The sequence below is a fragment of the Candidatus Zixiibacteriota bacterium genome, from assembly GCA_026397505.1.
Lineage (GTDB): Bacteria > Zixibacteria > MSB-5A5 > GN15 > PGXB01 > JAPLUR01.
This window is the reverse complement of the sequence record JAPLUR010000011.1, coordinates 1-17,023: the sequence shown is the minus strand read 5'-3', so window position 1 is coordinate 17,023 and position 17,023 is coordinate 1. Positions and strand designations below refer to the sequence as shown.

Annotated in this window: 16 protein-coding genes and 1 tRNA gene; 10 read left to right on the top strand and 7 right to left on the bottom strand. The window is 48.1% G+C overall.

Annotated features, from left to right (window positions below; all coding sequences use genetic code 11):
* The 5 genes from NT002_00575 to NT002_00555 all read left to right on the top strand — a co-directional run.
* Positions 1 to 883 (top strand): adenosylhomocysteinase (locus NT002_00575; protein ID MCX6827772.1); only part of this gene is annotated, 883 nt, incomplete at its 5' end.
* A gap of 109 nt (positions 884 to 992) precedes the next feature.
* On the top strand, positions 993 to 2,414 hold the full coding sequence (locus NT002_00570) for a hypothetical protein (protein MCX6827771.1): 1,422 nt from the start codon (positions 993 to 995) through the stop codon (positions 2,412 to 2,414).
* A 111-nt stretch (positions 2,415 to 2,525) separates the two neighbouring features.
* Positions 2,526 to 3,200 carry a class I SAM-dependent methyltransferase gene (locus NT002_00565; GenBank protein MCX6827770.1) on the top strand — a complete coding sequence of 225 codons (675 nt, stop codon included), beginning with the start codon at positions 2,526 to 2,528 and terminating at the stop codon, positions 3,198 to 3,200.
* A 74-nt stretch (positions 3,201 to 3,274) separates the two neighbouring features.
* A complete protein-coding gene (locus NT002_00560) occupies positions 3,275 to 3,859 on the top strand; it encodes a GNAT family N-acetyltransferase (GenBank protein MCX6827769.1) in 585 nt (194 codons plus the stop codon).
* A 95-nt stretch (positions 3,860 to 3,954) separates the two neighbouring features.
* On the top strand, positions 3,955 to 4,467 hold the full coding sequence (locus NT002_00555) for a DUF6141 family protein (GenBank protein ID MCX6827768.1): 513 nt from the start codon (positions 3,955 to 3,957) through the stop codon (positions 4,465 to 4,467).
* Positions 4,468 to 4,530: 63 nt separating this feature from the next.
* On the opposite strand, the gene NT002_00550 is transcribed toward NT002_00555, so the two are convergent.
* Together NT002_00550 and NT002_00545 are read right to left on the bottom strand one after the other, a co-directional pair.
* Positions 4,531 to 5,610, bottom strand: a complete 1,080-nt coding sequence (locus tag NT002_00550; protein ID MCX6827767.1) for an LptF/LptG family permease — start codon at positions 5,608 to 5,610, stop codon at positions 4,531 to 4,533.
* Position 5,611: 1 nt separating this feature from the next.
* Positions 5,612 to 6,931, bottom strand: coding sequence for an LptF/LptG family permease (locus NT002_00545; protein MCX6827766.1), 1,320 nt, complete (start codon positions 6,929 to 6,931; stop codon positions 5,612 to 5,614).
* Positions 6,932 to 7,037: 106 nt separating this feature from the next.
* Between NT002_00545 and NT002_00540 the strand changes: the two genes are divergently transcribed.
* The 4 genes from NT002_00540 to NT002_00525 all read left to right on the top strand — a co-directional run bounded on the left by NT002_00540 (position 7,038) and on the right by NT002_00525 (position 9,721).
* Positions 7,038 to 7,970 (top strand): HD domain-containing protein, encoded by a 933-nt coding sequence (locus NT002_00540; protein ID MCX6827765.1) that lies wholly within the window; start codon positions 7,038 to 7,040, stop codon positions 7,968 to 7,970.
* 8 nt (positions 7,971 to 7,978) lie between these two features.
* Positions 7,979 to 8,731, top strand: a complete 753-nt coding sequence (locus NT002_00535; GenBank protein MCX6827764.1) for an ATP-binding cassette domain-containing protein — start codon at positions 7,979 to 7,981, stop codon at positions 8,729 to 8,731.
* Positions 8,728 to 9,489, top strand: a complete 762-nt coding sequence (gene fetB, locus NT002_00530) for an iron export ABC transporter permease subunit FetB (protein MCX6827763.1) — start codon at positions 8,728 to 8,730, stop codon at positions 9,487 to 9,489. The genes NT002_00535 and fetB overlap by 4 nt, the downstream gene beginning before the upstream one ends.
* A 144-nt stretch (positions 9,490 to 9,633) precedes the next feature.
* Positions 9,634 to 9,721: transfer RNA gene (locus NT002_00525), tRNA-Ser, on the top strand.
* Between the two features lie 33 nt (positions 9,722 to 9,754).
* Here NT002_00525 and NT002_00520 read toward each other — a convergent pair.
* The 5 genes from NT002_00520 to NT002_00500 form a co-directional block, all read right to left on the bottom strand.
* A complete protein-coding gene (locus NT002_00520) occupies positions 9,755 to 10,114 on the bottom strand; it encodes a hypothetical protein (GenBank protein ID MCX6827762.1) in 360 nt (119 codons plus the stop codon).
* A 245-nt stretch (positions 10,115 to 10,359) separates the two neighbouring features.
* Positions 10,360 to 11,295: a hypothetical protein gene (locus tag NT002_00515; protein ID MCX6827761.1), complete on the bottom strand. Its 936-nt coding sequence runs from the start codon at positions 11,293 to 11,295 to the stop codon at positions 10,360 to 10,362.
* Positions 11,296 to 11,480: 185 nt separating this feature from the next.
* On the bottom strand, positions 11,481 to 13,289 hold the full coding sequence (locus NT002_00510) for a hypothetical protein (GenBank protein ID MCX6827760.1): 1,809 nt from the start codon (positions 13,287 to 13,289) through the stop codon (positions 11,481 to 11,483).
* Positions 13,199 to 14,521, bottom strand: coding sequence for a hypothetical protein (locus tag NT002_00505; protein ID MCX6827759.1), 1,323 nt, complete (start codon positions 14,519 to 14,521; stop codon positions 13,199 to 13,201). Before NT002_00505 ends, NT002_00510 begins: the two co-directional genes overlap by 91 nt.
* Positions 14,522 to 15,328: 807 nt before the next feature.
* Complete coding sequence (locus NT002_00500) at positions 15,329 to 15,601, bottom strand: RNA-binding protein (GenBank protein ID MCX6827758.1); 273 nt, start codon at positions 15,599 to 15,601, stop codon at positions 15,329 to 15,331.
* A gap of 514 nt (positions 15,602 to 16,115) precedes the next feature.
* Here NT002_00500 and NT002_00495 point away from each other — a divergent pair.
* On the top strand, positions 16,116 to 17,023 hold a 908-nt coding region (locus NT002_00495), incomplete at its 3' end, for a radical SAM protein (GenBank protein MCX6827757.1).

Here is a 17,023-nt window from a genome sequence, read left to right as displayed (position 1 = left end):
CGGCGCCGATCTGGTTTCGACATTGCACTCCGAGCGGAAAGAGCTTCTGCCGAATATCATAGGCGGGACCGAGGAGACCACCACCGGTGTTATCCGCCTGAAAGCGATGGCGCGGGATGGGGCATTGATGTACCCGATCATTGCCGTCAATGATTCCAAGACCAAGCATTTTTTCGACAACCGGTACGGCACCGGGCAATCGACCATTGACGGGATTATTCGCGCCACCAATGCCCTGATTGCCGGGGCGAAAGTGATTGTGGCCGGATACGGCTGGTGCGGGCGGGGATTCGCGGCGCGGGCACAGGGGATGGGGGGACATGTTATTGTGACCGAGGTTGACCCGACCAAGGCGATTGAGGCGGTGATGGATGGTTTCCCGGTGATGCCGATGGCCGAAGCGGCCAAAATCGGCGATATTTTTGTGACCCTGACCGGCGATATCAATGTTATCCGTGCCGAGCATTTTGAGAAGATGAAAGACGGCGCGATTGTTTGCAACTCGGGGCATTTCAATGTGGAGATTGATATCCCATCGCTGGAGAAGATGAAAACAAAGAAGCGCCGGGTGCGGGAGTATGTTGATGAGTACACTCTTAAGGACGGGCGGCGGATAAATATTTTAGGTGAGGGAAGGTTGATTAATCTGGCGGCGGCGGAGGGACATCCGGCGATGGTGATGGATATGTCGTTTGCCAACCAGGCGCTGGCGGCAGAGTATCTGGTATCAAATGCCAAAAAGCTTGAAAAGCAGGTCTATGTGGTGCCGGAGAAGATTGACAACCATATCGCGGCATTGAAATTGCGGTCGATGAGGGTGCGGATTGATAGATTGACGCCGGAGCAGAAGAAGTATCTGGCCTCGTGGGAGATGGGGACGTAGCGAAGTTTTAGAGAGAAGACGATCTTATTGGCGCCGGCAGGAACCCCTTCCTGCCGGAAACCAATTAGTGTCAGGAAGGGGTTCCTGACACCGCGGGGAAAGCACATATATGGAACAGGATTCAACAGTATTCTGGCCGGAAGAGAGATTTCATAAAAGGTTGGAATTTGAGGGGCGGCTGATCGCTGGCGACAAGACCCTAGAAGATCTTCATATCATTGTTCAATATTCTCTTTTGGACAATGCGCAGATAAAAGCAATTGTCATTGGTAATAATGATACGTTTGCCAGTCTAGTTGAGTTTATGGGGTTACCGGTCCCTACTTATTCTATCCGTTTGACATGTAAGACCAACGATTTAGATGAGATAATAAGTGATGAGGTTTATATCGAGCATGTACATGGCCGCAGTGTCAGTGAAGGGATAAGATTCATTGTTGGAGAACTCATTTTTTATTCGCTTACAGTAAAAAGGAAATTTGTTCAGATTGATCAACCGGAACGGCACTTAACATTTTACTTGTGCGGCCCACGTCAACTGTGGCCCTCATACGGTGTGTTATCCAAGTCATTTATGGGCGAGGTGAAGTATGAAGTGGAAAATTCATCCTTGGATATTGCTCCCGACTTACCCTATACAGTAGAGGTAAGGCCGGTCTTCTTCTTTGAACATGATACAGAAGGCCATAATGACATCACAACAAGAGATGTATATGCTCTACATTTAGCCACGACCAATCCCGAGAGCGAATTGCCAGACGCAGAATATGTCAAGCGCGGCATCAGCCTTGCCGATGACTTGACTCTATTGGTTTCGTTTGTCGCAAGGAACTGGATTACATGGTTTTCATATTCAATTCAGACGGCAACAGGGATTACTACACTTATAAGAGCAACTAGGGAGTGCAGAGAAATGAGGATTGATACAAATTATTTGCCGATCCCACTGCACAGAGTCAGCGCATTCCTAAAAACAGCAGTTAGCATGTTGCGTGAGCTAAAAAGTAGTGGCGTTGATTTGAGTATGCCGATTGCTTATGTAGTGAATGGAAATCAATTGAAATATATTCAAGAGAGATTTAGTGTATTCTTCATGGCTCTCGAAATATTGAAAGATTATTACGCTACTGGGAAGAATCTATATTGCATTCTATCTAAGGATGATTTCAGAACCTTAAGAGTGAAATTGATACCTTTTATTGAGAAACAAGTAGCATCTAAGCTTGATTCAAGCAAAATATGCGGCAAACTAGGAGAATTAAATAGAGAATCTCTTCGGTCACTTTTGGATATAATGTTTAAGCAATACGACGTGTCATGGGAGGATCTTTATCCGGCCAAGAGCAAGTTTAGCTTGATTGATACTCGCAACAATCTATTTCATACAGGCAAACAGTTTGATCTGCAATTTCTCAGTAAAGAAGAACTTAGACTCCGTTCCATTCTAGAAAGACTAATATTGAAGATGCTTGGATGGCATGAGCATCCATATGCACCTCATGATGCCATTCGTTTGTGGTTGATTTCTTGAATTATTGCTCCGCCCATTGGCTAACATTGGCTGTAGTTGGTGCACAGAGCCTTGGTCGAGGCTTTATTTCGCGGCGGCAGAACTAGTTCCTGCCGCCACATAAGGGCAAGAATGGCCGCGTATTATAGCGAAAAACTAGCTGCGGAAAGGCTACTACGGGTATATGAAATTGCCCCGCCAAGTGTGCAACAGTATCTTCAGGCGGAAATGGATTTTGTTACGAAATATATCAGCCACGACGACATCGTTCTTGAATTGGGATGCGGCTATGGGAGAGTAATCCCGGCGCTGGCGGAAAAAGCGAAATCCGTCTATGGAATTGATACCTCAATTCAGAGTCTTCAACTTGGCCAGAAAATGCTGCAGGATGTCAGCAATTGTCATCTGTTGAATATGGATGCGGTGAAACTATCTTTTCCTGACAATATTATCAATGTCGTCGTCTGTATCCAGAATGGGATTTCGGCGTTTCATGTGAACCAGCAAGATTTGGTAGCCGAGAGCATTCGAGTGACCAAACCGGGTGGAAAAGCGCTTTTTTCAACCTATTCGGATAAATTTTGGGATGACCGTCTGGAGTGGTTTAAAAGGCAGGCCGATGAGGGGCTGGTGGGAGAGATCGATTTTGAAAAGACAGGCAACGGGGTGATTGTCTGTAAAGATGGTTTCAGAGCGACAACCGTGAGTAGTGATGATTTTCGGAAATTGGTATCGGGTTTCAATGTGAATATGGAAATTGTCGAGGTAGATGAATCGAGTCTTTTCTGTGTAATAAGAAAACAATAGAGAAAGGGGCGTATGCAATACGCCCCTACACGATGAATACAGCGGATGAGCAAGGAAATTGATTAGGAGAAGAAATGAATGATAGTGCGATAAGGATAAAAGATCTCAAATTCCATCCTCTTGAGGAAAAGCGGTGGAAAGATTTCGAGACGCTTATGGGTGAACGGGGTGGATGCGGCGGTTGCTGGTGCATGAGTTGGCGAGTTCAGCCGAAAGAGTTTGCCCGTCAAAAGGGAGCCGGCAATAAGAAAAGCATGCATCGGCTGGTGAAAGATAAAGAACCGATTGGAATTATCGCCTATTTGAAAGACGAACCGATCGGCTGGTGCGCGGTGGCGCCGAGGGAGAAATTTGTCCGTTTGGAAAACTCGCGGGTGCTGAAGCCGGTCGATGAGCAACCGGTCTGGTCGGTAACCTGTTTCTTTATCGCCAAACCGTACCGACGACAGGGAGTATCGACGGAGCTTCTCAAAGGTGTTATCGACTATTGCCGGAAGAAGAAGGCGAAGATAATTGAGGGGTATCCGTCCGTGCCGTACAGCAAGAGCATCCCGGCCGCTTTCGCCTGGACCGGAATACCCTCGGCTTTCATAAAGGCAGGTTTCAAAGTGGCCGCCAGACGGTCGAAAACGCGGCCGATTATGCGGTATTATCTTTAGATCAGCTGCCTGCCGCTGACAGGAAACCTGCATAAGTCGCTTGACAACTACGTGAGGGTCTGTTAAGATAATATATATTTCGCAGGAGGAGCCGTATGAATCTCAATAATGAACAGAGCCTTATTTATCGCGAGGTGCAACATATGCGCCAGTGGTGGTTATGGATCCTTATCATTGCCGCGGTTGCAATCGCCTGGTGGGTTTTTATAGTGCAGATAATAAAGGGAACGCCATTCGGGAGCAAACCGGCTCCGGATGTGGTGGTCTGGATAATCGCCATGCTGATAGGGATGGCGTTGCCGCTATTATTCCTAATGCTGAAGATGGTTACCGAAGTGCGGAAAGATCGAATCAGGATTCGTTACTCTCCTCTTTATACTCGGATAGTTGCCGCCGGTGAGATTAAGACCTATGGGGCCGTCAAATACCGACCGATTCGTGATTATGGGGGTTGGGGAATCAAATGGGCGGGAAGCAGGGGAATGGCCTATAATGTCTCCGGGAATGAAGGAGTGCAACTGGAATTGACCAACGGCAAAAAACTGATGATAGGTTCTCAGAAGGCAGAAGAGCTGGCTGCGGCAATCAGGCAGGTGCTGGGGCGATAAGTAATATTATTATGGAGCGCCGTTCACTCTCCGACCGAAGATCGGTATAACTATGCCCGAGCCCTATTTTCTGGTTCGCAGTAAAATAAAAAGTCCGATAAGCAGGAAAACGGCATTGATCAGCCAGACAGATAGATCGGGATCAAGCTTTTCATTGTATCCGAAAGACTGGGTTATTTTGAAGGCAACAAAGTACAGCAGGGCAATGCCGGTGCCAAGGGCAAAGGAAACGGCAATTCCTCCGCGTTTCGGGTTGGAGGCGATGGGGACACAGATCAGGATAACAATGAAGGACGCCAGGGGATAGGAGATTTTCAGTTTCAGGTCGACGAGTTCCCGCCGATAGGGGCTTCCGGTTCGTTTCATCAAATCAATGTATCGGGCCAATTCCCGATAGCCCATATCTTCCGGTTTTCCGATCGGAACCTCGAAATCGGCCGGTTTGTCTTTGATATATTCGGCCGGTAAAGAGTCAAAAGGCGCAAAGCTTTCATTGGTATCGGCAAACATCCTTTTAACGCCGTCATACAGCATCCAGCCCCGAGGCGTGTAGCGGATTCGCCTGGCCGTGATCAATTCGGACAGCTTATTCGCCTCCGAGCGGTACAGTTTGATGTCAGCACCTTCCTGCCGGGCGACATTATAGCTGCCGATGACAAAGAATAGATTCTGATTTACCTGACGATATATATTTCGGGCGGAGAGGGCAGCCTCTTTGGAGCGGTTTTTGATAGTGTATTCTTTCATCTCGACGCGTTTCTTGTTCGGTTCGGCGAAAAGGAATTCATTATAGTAGATATGCGCGATACTGAGAAGAAAAGCGAATATCAGAAGCGGGGCAGCGATTCGGTACAGCGATATGCCGCTGGTTTTCATGGCCAAAAGTTCGTTCCGACGGGCCAGCATCCCGACCGATATCAGCGCGGCCAGAAGCACAAAAACCGGCAGAAAGGATTTCCAGATCCAACCTATAAAATAAATATAATAAGTCACGACCTGGGAAAGAAGGATATGGTTGTCGATAAAATCGCGCAACTCCTCAACCATGTTGATGACAACAATCAGGAGACTGAAAGCAACAATTACTACCAGAAAGGAGGTCAGGAAGTATTTTAAGAGATAGCGATCGATAACTTTTATCATTTCATTTCCTGAAGAAGGCAAAGAGCGGTCTTTCCGTGATTACTTTGATCAGAAGATACAAACCCACTATTCCCACCAAAATATTGGCCGACCACATGGCCCAGAAGGGAGAGATCAGACCGCGGTCGGAGAGGTCTTCGCCGCCGATAAGAAAAGCCCAATATAGTGTAAAAATGACCAGGGATACCGAGACGGCAATGCCCATGCCGCCGCGGCGGGAGAGTATTCCAAGGGGCGCGCCGATAAGAATGAAGGCAAAAGAGGCGGCTGGGATGGAATATTTCTTGTGGATCTCTATAAGGTATTTATCGCGCAGCTGGTTCTGCTCTTCAAGTTGCTCGGCCTCTCTTTTGAGTCTAATGTGAATCCCCTGCATATCGGACCTCAAGAAGACCAACGCCGCGGAATCGGTCAGAAGCGTGTCTTTGGGATAGGCCAGAGTGTCGGAGAAAAGGAAGGCCAGTTTGTTTTCGACCGATTTCTCCATCCTAACCCGCAAAGGGGCCAGTGTTGTATCAACCTGGGCGACCACCTCTTCCATCTGAGCAATATTCATCTCCCGATCGGTCCGAAAGGATGATTCGGAGCGCCGCAATTCCGAACCGACTCCGCCCACGTTGATAACCTGCTCCTTGAAATCAACCTTGCGATAGTTGGAGGGTTCCTTGGTATCAAGCATGTGCAATTCACCGTCAAATAGCGTAAACTGCACGGTCTGGCCGTTATCGATAAATTTCATCAGGCCCGATTTGGCCACGATAATCCGCGGCTGAGCAGGGTCCTTGGTGTCGCTGATCCGAACTCCCTCCACCCGGGAGGTGATGTGATCAATCTTGTCGATCAGGATAATATATCCTGTGATATCGGTGATAAAGACACCGGGGCGGAAGGTAAGGGTGGGCCGCATGGAACGGATATCGCCGGTCAAAAGGCGCGCTTTCTGGTTGAGGTCGGGGAGAATCTTATCGTTGAATTCGATCATCGACGCGGTCAGAACACCGGCGGCGACCAGAAGAGGGATCAGGATGCGCAGGAGATTGATGCCGGAAGTTTTTATGGCAATAATCTCCGAGTCCGAGGTCATTCTTCCGAATGCCAGCAGGGTCGCAACCAGAACCGCCATCGGAACCGAAAGGGCAATCATCCAGGCCAGATTGAAGAAAACCAACTGCAGCACGATGATTGCGGAGATGTTCTTGTCGATGACCATTTCGACAATGCGGGGAATTGTCTCCAGAATCAATATGAATGTAATAATGAAAACCGAGAAAAGGAACGGCGGAATATGCTCCAGCAATATATAGCGGTTCAGTATTTTCATAGCCATGAAGAATATACACTTATCGGTAGCGACGGGCAAAGAAAAATTGCTTTACCCGGCCGCTTAATATAATTATCTTTATTTGATTAAGGGTAAGGAATGGAATATGATAAAAGATTTCGTTTTAAACGACACAATTACGGCGTTCCTTTCTGTTCGAAAACGGGATGTCAGGGAATATGGCGGCAAGAGCTTCCTTTCGTTTGAGTTCGGCGATGCCTCGGGGAAGATCGGCGGAGTCTGGTGGGAGCCGGATCATTTTGGGCTGGAGGAATTGACCGAGGGGATGGTGGTCAAAGTCAAAGGAACGGTCGGCGACTATAAGGGTAATCTCCAGATCAAAGTAGTCAAGATGAGGCCGGCCAAAGATGAAGAGTATAGTCTGAACGATATCTTGCCCCATTCCAAATACTCGGAGGAAGAGCTTCGCGCCCGAATTATAGGGCTGACGGAGAGGATTGAAAACGGCAATATCCGGAAATTGGCCGATGCCTTTTGGAGAGATGAGGCATTCCTCGCCGCCTATCTTAAGGCGGCGGCCGGTAAACTCTGGCATCATGCCTGTGTCGGCGGGCTGGCGGAGCATTCAGCCAATGTCGCCGAAATCTGTCTTGAAATGGGGAGGCGGTATCTCTTTCTGGACCGGGATTTGCTCATCTTCGGCGGGCTTTTCCACGATATGGGGAAAATCTCGCAATATGAGATAACCTCGCTCATCGATTATTCCAGTGAGGGACGGCTGATTGGCCATATATGCTGGGCCGACCATGTCATTACATCCCGCGCCGAAAAAATCGACTCCTTTCCACCCAATCTTTTGATGAAAATCCGTCACCTGATTATTTCTCATCAGGGGCAATTGGATTACGCCTCACCCATTGTACCGCAGATTCCCGAGGCCTTCATTCTCTTCTACGCCGATGAAATCGATTCCAAGATGGGGGCGATCGAAAGGATCCGCGACAAAACCGGCGCCGGGTGGTCGGAATATGTGAAACTGCTCGACCGCTTTCTTTATTTCGGCGAAGCGGAGAAATAGCGCCACTTATGTCTCCGTGCGGTCAGACGAAAATAATCGAGGCCAGAAATGTCGGGCGGCTGGTGTCTAATTCCAAAGAATCGGTGCGAACGGTTGACTCGATAAGTTATTCATTCCGGAAGGGGCAAATCTATAATATTGTCGGACCCTCGGGCGCGGGGAAATCGTCATTTTTGCGCCTGCTGAATCGTCTCGACGAGCCGACCGAGGGAGAAATCCTTTTTTACGACAAACCTCTGCCGTTTTATCCGCCGACCGAGTTGCGCAAGAAAATTTCGATGCTGTTTCAGATACCGTATCTTTTTCCCGGTACCGTGCAGGGTAACCTGGAGTATTGCTGTAAGGGATCGCAGGGCCGCAAGAAAGGGGAGACTGATCCGGCTGTCTACCTGGAGCGGGTCGGTCTGAGCCGCGATTTTGCCGGCAAGCATGCCGAGGATATTTCGGTTGGCGAAAAGCAACGGGTGGCGATTGCCCGGTCGCTGGTTTTGGAACCGGAAGTGCTTCTTCTCGATGAGCCAACCTCGGCTCTGGATCCATCCTCGGCGCAAAAAATCGAGCAGTTGATTCTTTCGCTTTCAAAGGATTTGTGCCTGACCGTTATAGTGGTCACGCATAATCCGGAGCAGGCGATCCGGTTGGGAGGAGAAACGATATTTCTGGTAGGCGGCAAAGTGGTCGAGTCGGGAGAGACGTCGCAAGTGCTGACCAATCCGGTGACTGAGTTGGGGCGGAAATATATCAACAAAGAGCTGATATGAAAGAGATTGAGATAGGGTATTATGAAGTCCTGATGGCGGTCATTTTGACGGTTCTGTCGCTGGTGCTTGCTTATGTAAAAAGGATCCCGCTGGTCAAAGAGATTTCTATCGGGTCAATAAGGGTTTTTGTGCAGCTGATAGCGGTGGGGTATCTGCTTGAGGTGATTTTCAATACGCGCTCAATCTGGTTGGTGCTTCTGGCCGTGACCGCTATGCTTCTCATGGGGGCCTATACCGCCGGCAAGCGGGCCGAGCATTTCAAAGGGGGATTTTCGATAGCTTTTATCTCGATGGCGGTCGGGTCATTTGGAACGCTGGCGTTAATGATGGTTTTCCGGATTATCAGCGCCGAGGCGCGGTATATGATTCCGCTGGCCGGGATGATTGTGAACAACTCGATGAATTCAGCCTCAATAACTTTCAACCGTATCGGCGCCGATCTGAAAGGGAACCGTCTGGCGATAGAAACCGCGCTTTCGCTTGGGAAAAGCTGGCAGGAAGCCTCGCGGCGGTTTTACCGTGAAGCGGTGAAAGCGGGGATGATTTCCATCGTCAATTTTCTCGAGACCGCCGGGATCGTGGCGTTGCCGGGGGCGATGACCGGGATGATTCTGGCCGGAGTATCGCCATTGAAAGCGGTCTTGCTGCAGATAATAGTGGCCTATATGCTTCTCTCCTCGGTGACCATCACCTCGATAATGGCGGGGCAGATGGCGGTGGCACGTTTCTTCAACGACGCCGACCAGTTTGTGGGGTAGATCAATTTTCGCATATGGGCAGAGCGTGCGTTGCCGATTCAGGCGGGGCAATAAGCCAGTGTTTTTAACCATAAAATCCCCTTGATTTTAACAGATTTTTGGCTAAATTCCCGGTTCCGGTTGCGTACCGGAGTCTATTCGACAGGAGAGGTGTCCGAGCTGGTCGAAGGAGCATGCCTGGAAAGCATGTGAACGGGTAACCGTTCCCTGGGTTCGAATCCCAGCCTCTCCGTATAATTAATACGCATCAGGGCATTTTCCACTATTATTTGTTGCCGGAGAGTGGGTTGGGCGGAAGGTGGTGGGCAGGCAAATTGGGTTTGTTTCTTCGATTTTTAAAATGTACAGTTTCGTTAGGTCTATGATTAAGTTTTATGGTAGGTCGGGTCTCTTGCAGACCCGACACAATTGTGTCAGGAGCGTAAAGCTCCTGACCTACAATTACTATTATAAAGTATAAGGCCAACGGTGTAAGAAAATATACCCAAAAGAGTTGTGAATATGTGACACGGTTTTGGGCCGGATGGCCTGTTTTTTGTTTAGGATGGCCGGCCGTTTTGGGGCCGTTCTGGGTAATGGCTGTATTTTGGCGCTTGAAAATATGTTGATTTTTGGCAAGAATCATAATAATTTCCTTCTATATAATGGGAAAGGGTTCCCAATCACCATCGATGCGCTACAGATTTTGATCTGAGGGGAATGCGATTCGATAGCCCACGGGCAGATTGAAGCCGCCCGTGCGCGAAGTGAAGCGGGAGTGAATTTGGAAAAAGAAATTAAATGTCGGGTTACTCATTCCGACCGGGATCGGAATTTCGGAACCTGACCCACGAAAGCTGCAGACTGAAACGCATGTAACGAGTGGCATTCTCAATGCCTAAGAAGAGGCTGGTCAAAGTTCTTTAGCAAGAATAATTTCGCAGTTGCGGCGGCTGAGATTGCTGCAACGGTTTGCCAGTCATCTTTTTTCTTCCTGTCACCATAGTCTGAGATGCCTCGGAAAATACACCAGGGGATACCCCAGAACTCGCCAACGCTAGCAAAGCCATAGTCTTCTTGCGCTCCAGCACGGATTTGTTGATCAACCCGCTTGTACATGCGACTCAGTCTACCATCAGCTATCAACTTCTCGCCAGCAGCAACTGTACCTCGATGCAACGAGGGTGAGAATGACAGGTCCAATCCTTGCGGTTTCTGGTGGGGCTCAAGGGATGCAATGTACATCGCTATCTCCCTGCGAATCGCGCCAATGTCCATGATTTCGATTTGAGCACGAAATCTAAGTTCAGTTCTTTCGTATCTTGGTCGCGGTCGCAGACGGGGGACTAAAAGCTTTAATCCGAAGAGTTCCGCGACTTCAAGTCGAACGTGTTCATAATCGTAGACCCTATCCGGACAAACGACATCACCAAGTTTGACCTTCTCTTGGGGACCGGCCGCAATTCCCACAAGCAGAATCAGTTTTGCATTATATGTCGAAATTAACCCTTGGGTGGCTACAGCGCAGGAGACGTTTCCTGGATCTGCGATTAGAGTGGTTACAATTCGCAGAGAAGATTGTTTAGTGCGGGCGACTTTGCTTTCCCATAGATGCAAATTGCCCTCGATTCTGTCCGCAGCCCTTGTGGGACTATCGCCAAAGACCAGAAGCACCGCTGCGCGCTCGCACTCCTTTACAGTGACAATCGCAACATCTATTTCACGACGCAATAGTCTCTTGACTCCTTCCAATGATTCATCCTTAAGAGTATGACCTTCGAATTCTCTTTTTAACTCACTTGGCAGAAGATCAAACCAGGTCTCCAATTGAACAAGGGCTCTCCGCTCAGAACTAACTCTACCCAATCTGAAACACAGGTCTCGCAAGAGCAGACATCTTATTGCTTGGATATTAGATGTGTCTTCCTTCAATTCCGCAAGAAAATGGCAGATTGCTCTACAGGCATGTTCGGGATCCTCCTCTATCCCCAAATCGTGAGCTTGAATCGTAGTCATTTCAAAATCCGTGGATTATACCAATCATACAGGGAGAACATTGGCAGACTTCCGGGCATCGATGGCTGCAACTCCGATCCGAATTCTACAAAGCATATATACGCGAATGGAGTAATCCCGACAGTCTTTAGCAAATCCACTAAAGATTGCCGAGTGGATCCTGAAGCATTGAACACGTCTAATACCAGTGCACCCGCCCCATTTACCGCCTTCAGGTCCGCTTTGAGCTGCGAAGCATCAGAATTGAGCAAGATGTCACCCCATTGCTCGCCTTTTAGCGCCACCTCCAGTAGAGGACGCTTCACCCGAACGATATTTAGTCGGTTATCTAAATACAGTTGCAGTTTCTCACATAATTGAGTTGAGTCAGTTTCATCGGGATGGATTACAAACCAATCATCGGGGACATTAGCAAATTTCCGTAGAAATAAATGGATTTTATAGGCGATCCAGTCTCCATATTCGCCTAGAATGAGCGAAAACTTTGGCACATTGGGAAGCTGGTGGCCTATTGCAGCCGGAACTTCGTCAGAGGGTTCCGGTTCCCAACCGAATTGCTGAACCATATAAAGGAAATCATATGAACGGATCTTGGCAAACTCTTCGTGCGATTCCGGGGTTATTGGCAATTCCAAAGAGCATTGTGGACAGCATTTAGGAGACATCTCCGGCGGTTTTGATAGAAATCCATGTACGTTATACTCGTCAATTTGCGAGTCAGTCGTCCCTGTGCGGTTTATCGCAGATAGAATAGTCTTGTTCAAGCTAATCCCTTTACTACCAAGTTCGGTGATATAATTTCGGAGCGTGTCTCCAGTATGCACCGCATCCAAGATCAGTAGGTATTTTTCAGCCTTTTGTTGGGTCATGATACTCACGTCATTACTAATAATATCTTCCACTCGCAAGCAATTTAGAGAATGTCGATCTGCGAATGCTTTGACTGCTTCACGAAACGGTTCGTTAGCTTTCAAATCGTACAGAATATCAATCTTGGCTTGGTTATTTGTTTTCCACCAATCACTCAACAATTCAAGAAGTGCCCTAGAGCAATCAGCCATCATGAAGGAAAAGGATCGGCAATCGCCCATTCCCAGGAATCCGGATCGACTGAAATGCCCAAGTCGCCTTACAGTCTTTCTCTCGACCTCGGCTTTAGGCCCCCCGAAGCTCTTTCGGACCAACTCAGAGTAATGACTCAATTCTCCCGAAAGACTGTAGGATTGACCTGGCACGCTGTATCTCCTTCCTGAATCGGCAAGTAGCGTAACGCTGGAATCGTTAGTATTCTGCAACGCCGGCAGGTTCGAGAGGTGGGTAATCGAGGGAAGGTGCTCGCCAGGCAGTTCGCGTAACAGAATTGCAAACTGGCGGCAAAGCTGTTCATTGACTGCATGTTCGACTCCATCAATAAGAGCGAAAAGGATTGGATCACGGACCAACACGAACGGATTGCTTGTCAAATCCACTACGCATAGGTCGGGTGCGCCGCCTGATAATGACCTAAGTGCGGAGATCAATGAATCGGAGACGATTTTTGGTTCCTTGACATAATGTCGATAGTCTATCGCTGTACTGAGCTCGATACCTAATCGAGATGGCATTTCGGATAGATTAAGGAGCAACTGCGCTACAGAAGAATGAAACGCGATACGGTTGGCGGAAATGTTGTGGTTTCCGCTCAGGCCAATTCTTAAGTCTAATGAGATAAAGTTCACGATTGCTCTGGGGAAACCGGAAGGTTGATTACCAAAAGATTTCCATTGAATGGTGGGACCGATTGAGGGTATCTCGTTATTCTGCATTTGTATCTTGCGCTGTACTGAATTCTCCATGTATCATGCGCCATTTCCATGTTAAGACGAACAGTACCACTTCTCATTATCAGTGATCCTTGAAATTGATCAAGCACAGTTCGGCAAAGTGAATAAAGCCCCATACCGTAAGACCATTCTATCGGAGCAGATTTTTCGCCTTCAAGTGAATCCTCAAATGGCTCAACTTCCTCTACCGGTAGAGCCCAAGCACGAGAAATACCGGGGAATAGACTTGAAAGCAATAAGGAAACCTCATCCCAATCTTTTGAAGGTTCTTCTGACTGGCTTATTACTCTTGTCGACTCGAAACGACCTCCAAACGCGCGTTCTTGCACAATAATTCTATCGTACATATACGGCGGGAGTTGAAATGCTTTGACACTCTTGCCAGTCAGCAACGGCGCACGAAGTGTACCTGAAATAGATTCACCATCGTCCCAAATACAGATTCTGAGATGACCCGTGGGCCGACTATCATCTCCTAAGTCCGAATCGGATGAAGTCGTTTGCTCTATTTTGAGGGGCCGTTCAAACTTGGAGACAATTTGAATTACCCTAGCTTGAGGGTGCCGAACAGAATTACTTATTGCCTCATAGATGACCACCCTTGCAATATCCTCCCGTGCAGACTGACCCCCAAAGTGCCTCTTGAGTACCTCTCGAATGAGGGCGCCCGTCCAATATTTGCTTTCGCTTCGAGGAGCTGCTCGATATGTACCTATAGGGGAGATGGCGTTTCGGGCGGAATCTTTAAACGTCGTGAATTCAAAAAAATTGCGTTTTGTTAAGCTGCCTTCACACCAATCTGCGTCATATTCAAGAGCAGTCACTCCATTGCCTCGGCCGGTATAGGAAGTCTGAACCTCGGACCACACTGCTTGGTCATGAGCAAATGCAATTTCTCGATAAGGGCATTCGGTAACCGCTTCTAGCGCCTGCCAGAATCTCCAAACTGATAGAAAATCGCGCACGGATTTCTTTCGGGGAATATTGATGCGACTCGCTAATCCAAGTTTGCATTGTCCTCCGATTATGGTGATGCAAGTACTCAAAGCAGCAACATCGATATATTCGGCATCGGATAGATCAAATACCAACTTGCCTCTGCCATTGGTTTTGTTATAGAATCTATGTAGTTCTTTTTCGACATCATCAGCGAGCACTACGCCATACAATAGCAGTTTAAACTCATAGGGAGCAGATAATCGGGACAAAGGCATAATTATCCTCATATGTAAATTAGTATATGTAAGAGAAAGCTCCACCCATCGATATTGTTAGATTTCGATTTCTGAAATCAATCCCTTGTTTAAATACTTACCCAAAGTAATACTCAAATCTCGCTTTGTCAACCCAATTTACATCACTGAAATAGCGCAATCATGGAACATTTAACTCATTCCCAATAGATGGAAATAAATGTTTCTGCAAAAAATGCAAATAATGCATATAAACGACACTGCGTCTTAATGTTGTATCCCCTTGCATTTATTAATACTGTAAGTCGCTGGATTGATGTGATATCCGAGAATGATTGTCGCAAGCAAAGATTGGCGTCTGTTTCCCTGGTAATATAGGTCGAACCCCTGCGGATTCGACATCTTCGAAAACGAAACCAGAGAAGATCTATTGCGGCGCTGATGAAACATAAAAGAGTCGAAAGCCCACCACGGGCGGGCAAGGGCCCTACTCGGCTTTCAAAGAAATTTGCGCCTGCAGCGCATTGTCAAGACCCCAAGGGGTCGTTGACCTACAAAAGCAATTTCGGCTGTTGTGCCCGAAAGAACGGCGCAGGGTCACATCCCCCGATATGACCGGGAGACAAGACCCCGCGCAACTCTAAATATCGTCAGGTCACCATTCCCACCCGTTGGCGCGAGAGCGAATTGAGGACCTGACGAAACGGTTGAATGTGGATATCTGCCGCGCATAAAAGCAATAGCAAAAAAGGAGACGGGCCAAAGCCAGTCTCCTTGAGAATCATACCACCGACAAATTTGTCGGGGACATTTCTACACTTCCGCTACTTATGACCTGCGATTTCCACCGCTGTCATTAGTGCGCGGGCGTGCCTCGTTGACATTCATCTCGCGTCCATTGAGTTCGGTCCCGTTCAGGCCGCTGATAGCAGCCGCGGCTTCACTGCCTGTGGCCATCTCGACGAATGCAAAGCCTTTTGGTCTGCCGGTGTCTCTGTCCATAATGATCTTGACAGTTGATACTTCGCCAAAACCTGTGAAGGCCTGACGTAACTGATCCTCTGTTGTGTCGAAAGACACGTTGCCGACATAGATATTCATTCTGTACTCCGTTTCTGCTTATCCCGAAGAGAACTGCGTTCCTAAGAAATCAGGGACTTCAAGATAATTTGCATGCAGCGCATTATTGCGCGTTGGTCTCGAGATTAAGCTTTAATGGAGAGTTGTAGATTAGGACAAAACTGCGAAAAAGGCTGAAACTCAAACCAATATTAACATTACAGTATATATGTTCAACAATAAAAAACCTACAGTTATATTTGCAAAACAGTGTTTATTTTGTGATTATTCTCTGATGCCGGCGAAAATGCACAGTCTCGGCTTGGCCATAATTAGGCATAAGCGCTTGTGCCGCATCGCGAGTGTGAGGCCTGTTTCCACCAACTTTTATTATTTTAAGGCGTAGATAATACTGGCAAGACCGCAAAGTCGTTGACATCGGGCCAAGAGCGGCATAACTTAAAGGGCCATCCTATCCGAATTGACCGACAATATACGGTTCGTCAGTCGGCAGTTGACGGTAAGTTGAACAGTTAACGGAAGAAGAGGTCTTCAGATGCGCACATTTCATCTCGCCCGACGGGGACTTGTCAACTATATCATGCGGCGCCCATTCTGTGTTTCCTTTGAGATCACCCGCAACTGCAACGCCCGATGCAAACACTGCCATCTTGGGGATGTCCTCGACGAGAACCTGATCACAGCGGAACAAATCGGCAAAATATCCCGAGAGCTACGGCCGGTCGTTGCCCAGGTTTCCGGCGGGGAACCGCTGCTGCGCAAAGATCTTGATGAAATTCTCCGGGCAATCCGCGTTCCGGGTCATGACCCGTTTATCGTTATAACAACCAATGGCGTGTTGCTCACCAAAGAGCGATACTTCCAGCTTCTCGAAGCCGGGGTCGATGAGTTCTCGCTGTCTCTTGACTATCCGGATGACCGTCACGACGAATTCCGCAAGGTGCCGGGTCTGTTTCAGCGCATCAGAAGATTCGTTGAGTCTCTCGATCAAAAAGGCGACAGGAAAATCACTCTGGCGTGTGTGGTACAGAGCGATAATTTTAGGGATCTGCCCGAAATGGCCGAGCTGGCAAGGACGTGGGGCGTGAAAGTGAACTTCTCCAGTTATACTTGCATGCGCACCCAGAACACCGACTATATGATTAGCGGCAGTAAGCTCGAGGAGTTTAAGACAGTCATTGAGAAACTGAAAGCGTTCAAACATCAGTATAATACGATTCGCACCTCCGATTATGTCTTCCGCAATATGATCCGGTACTTTCAGCAGGGGAGAATCGAAAATTGTCGGGCCGGGGACCGATTTATTGTGGTCAACTCTGACGGAAGTCTGTCGCCCTGCGGATTGGTAATCCGCAATTTCAAGTCGCAGCGGGAAGTTCGCTCCGAATTTCTCTCTCACAATGAATGCGAATGGTGCTACACCAGTATCAGAGCCAATTCCGA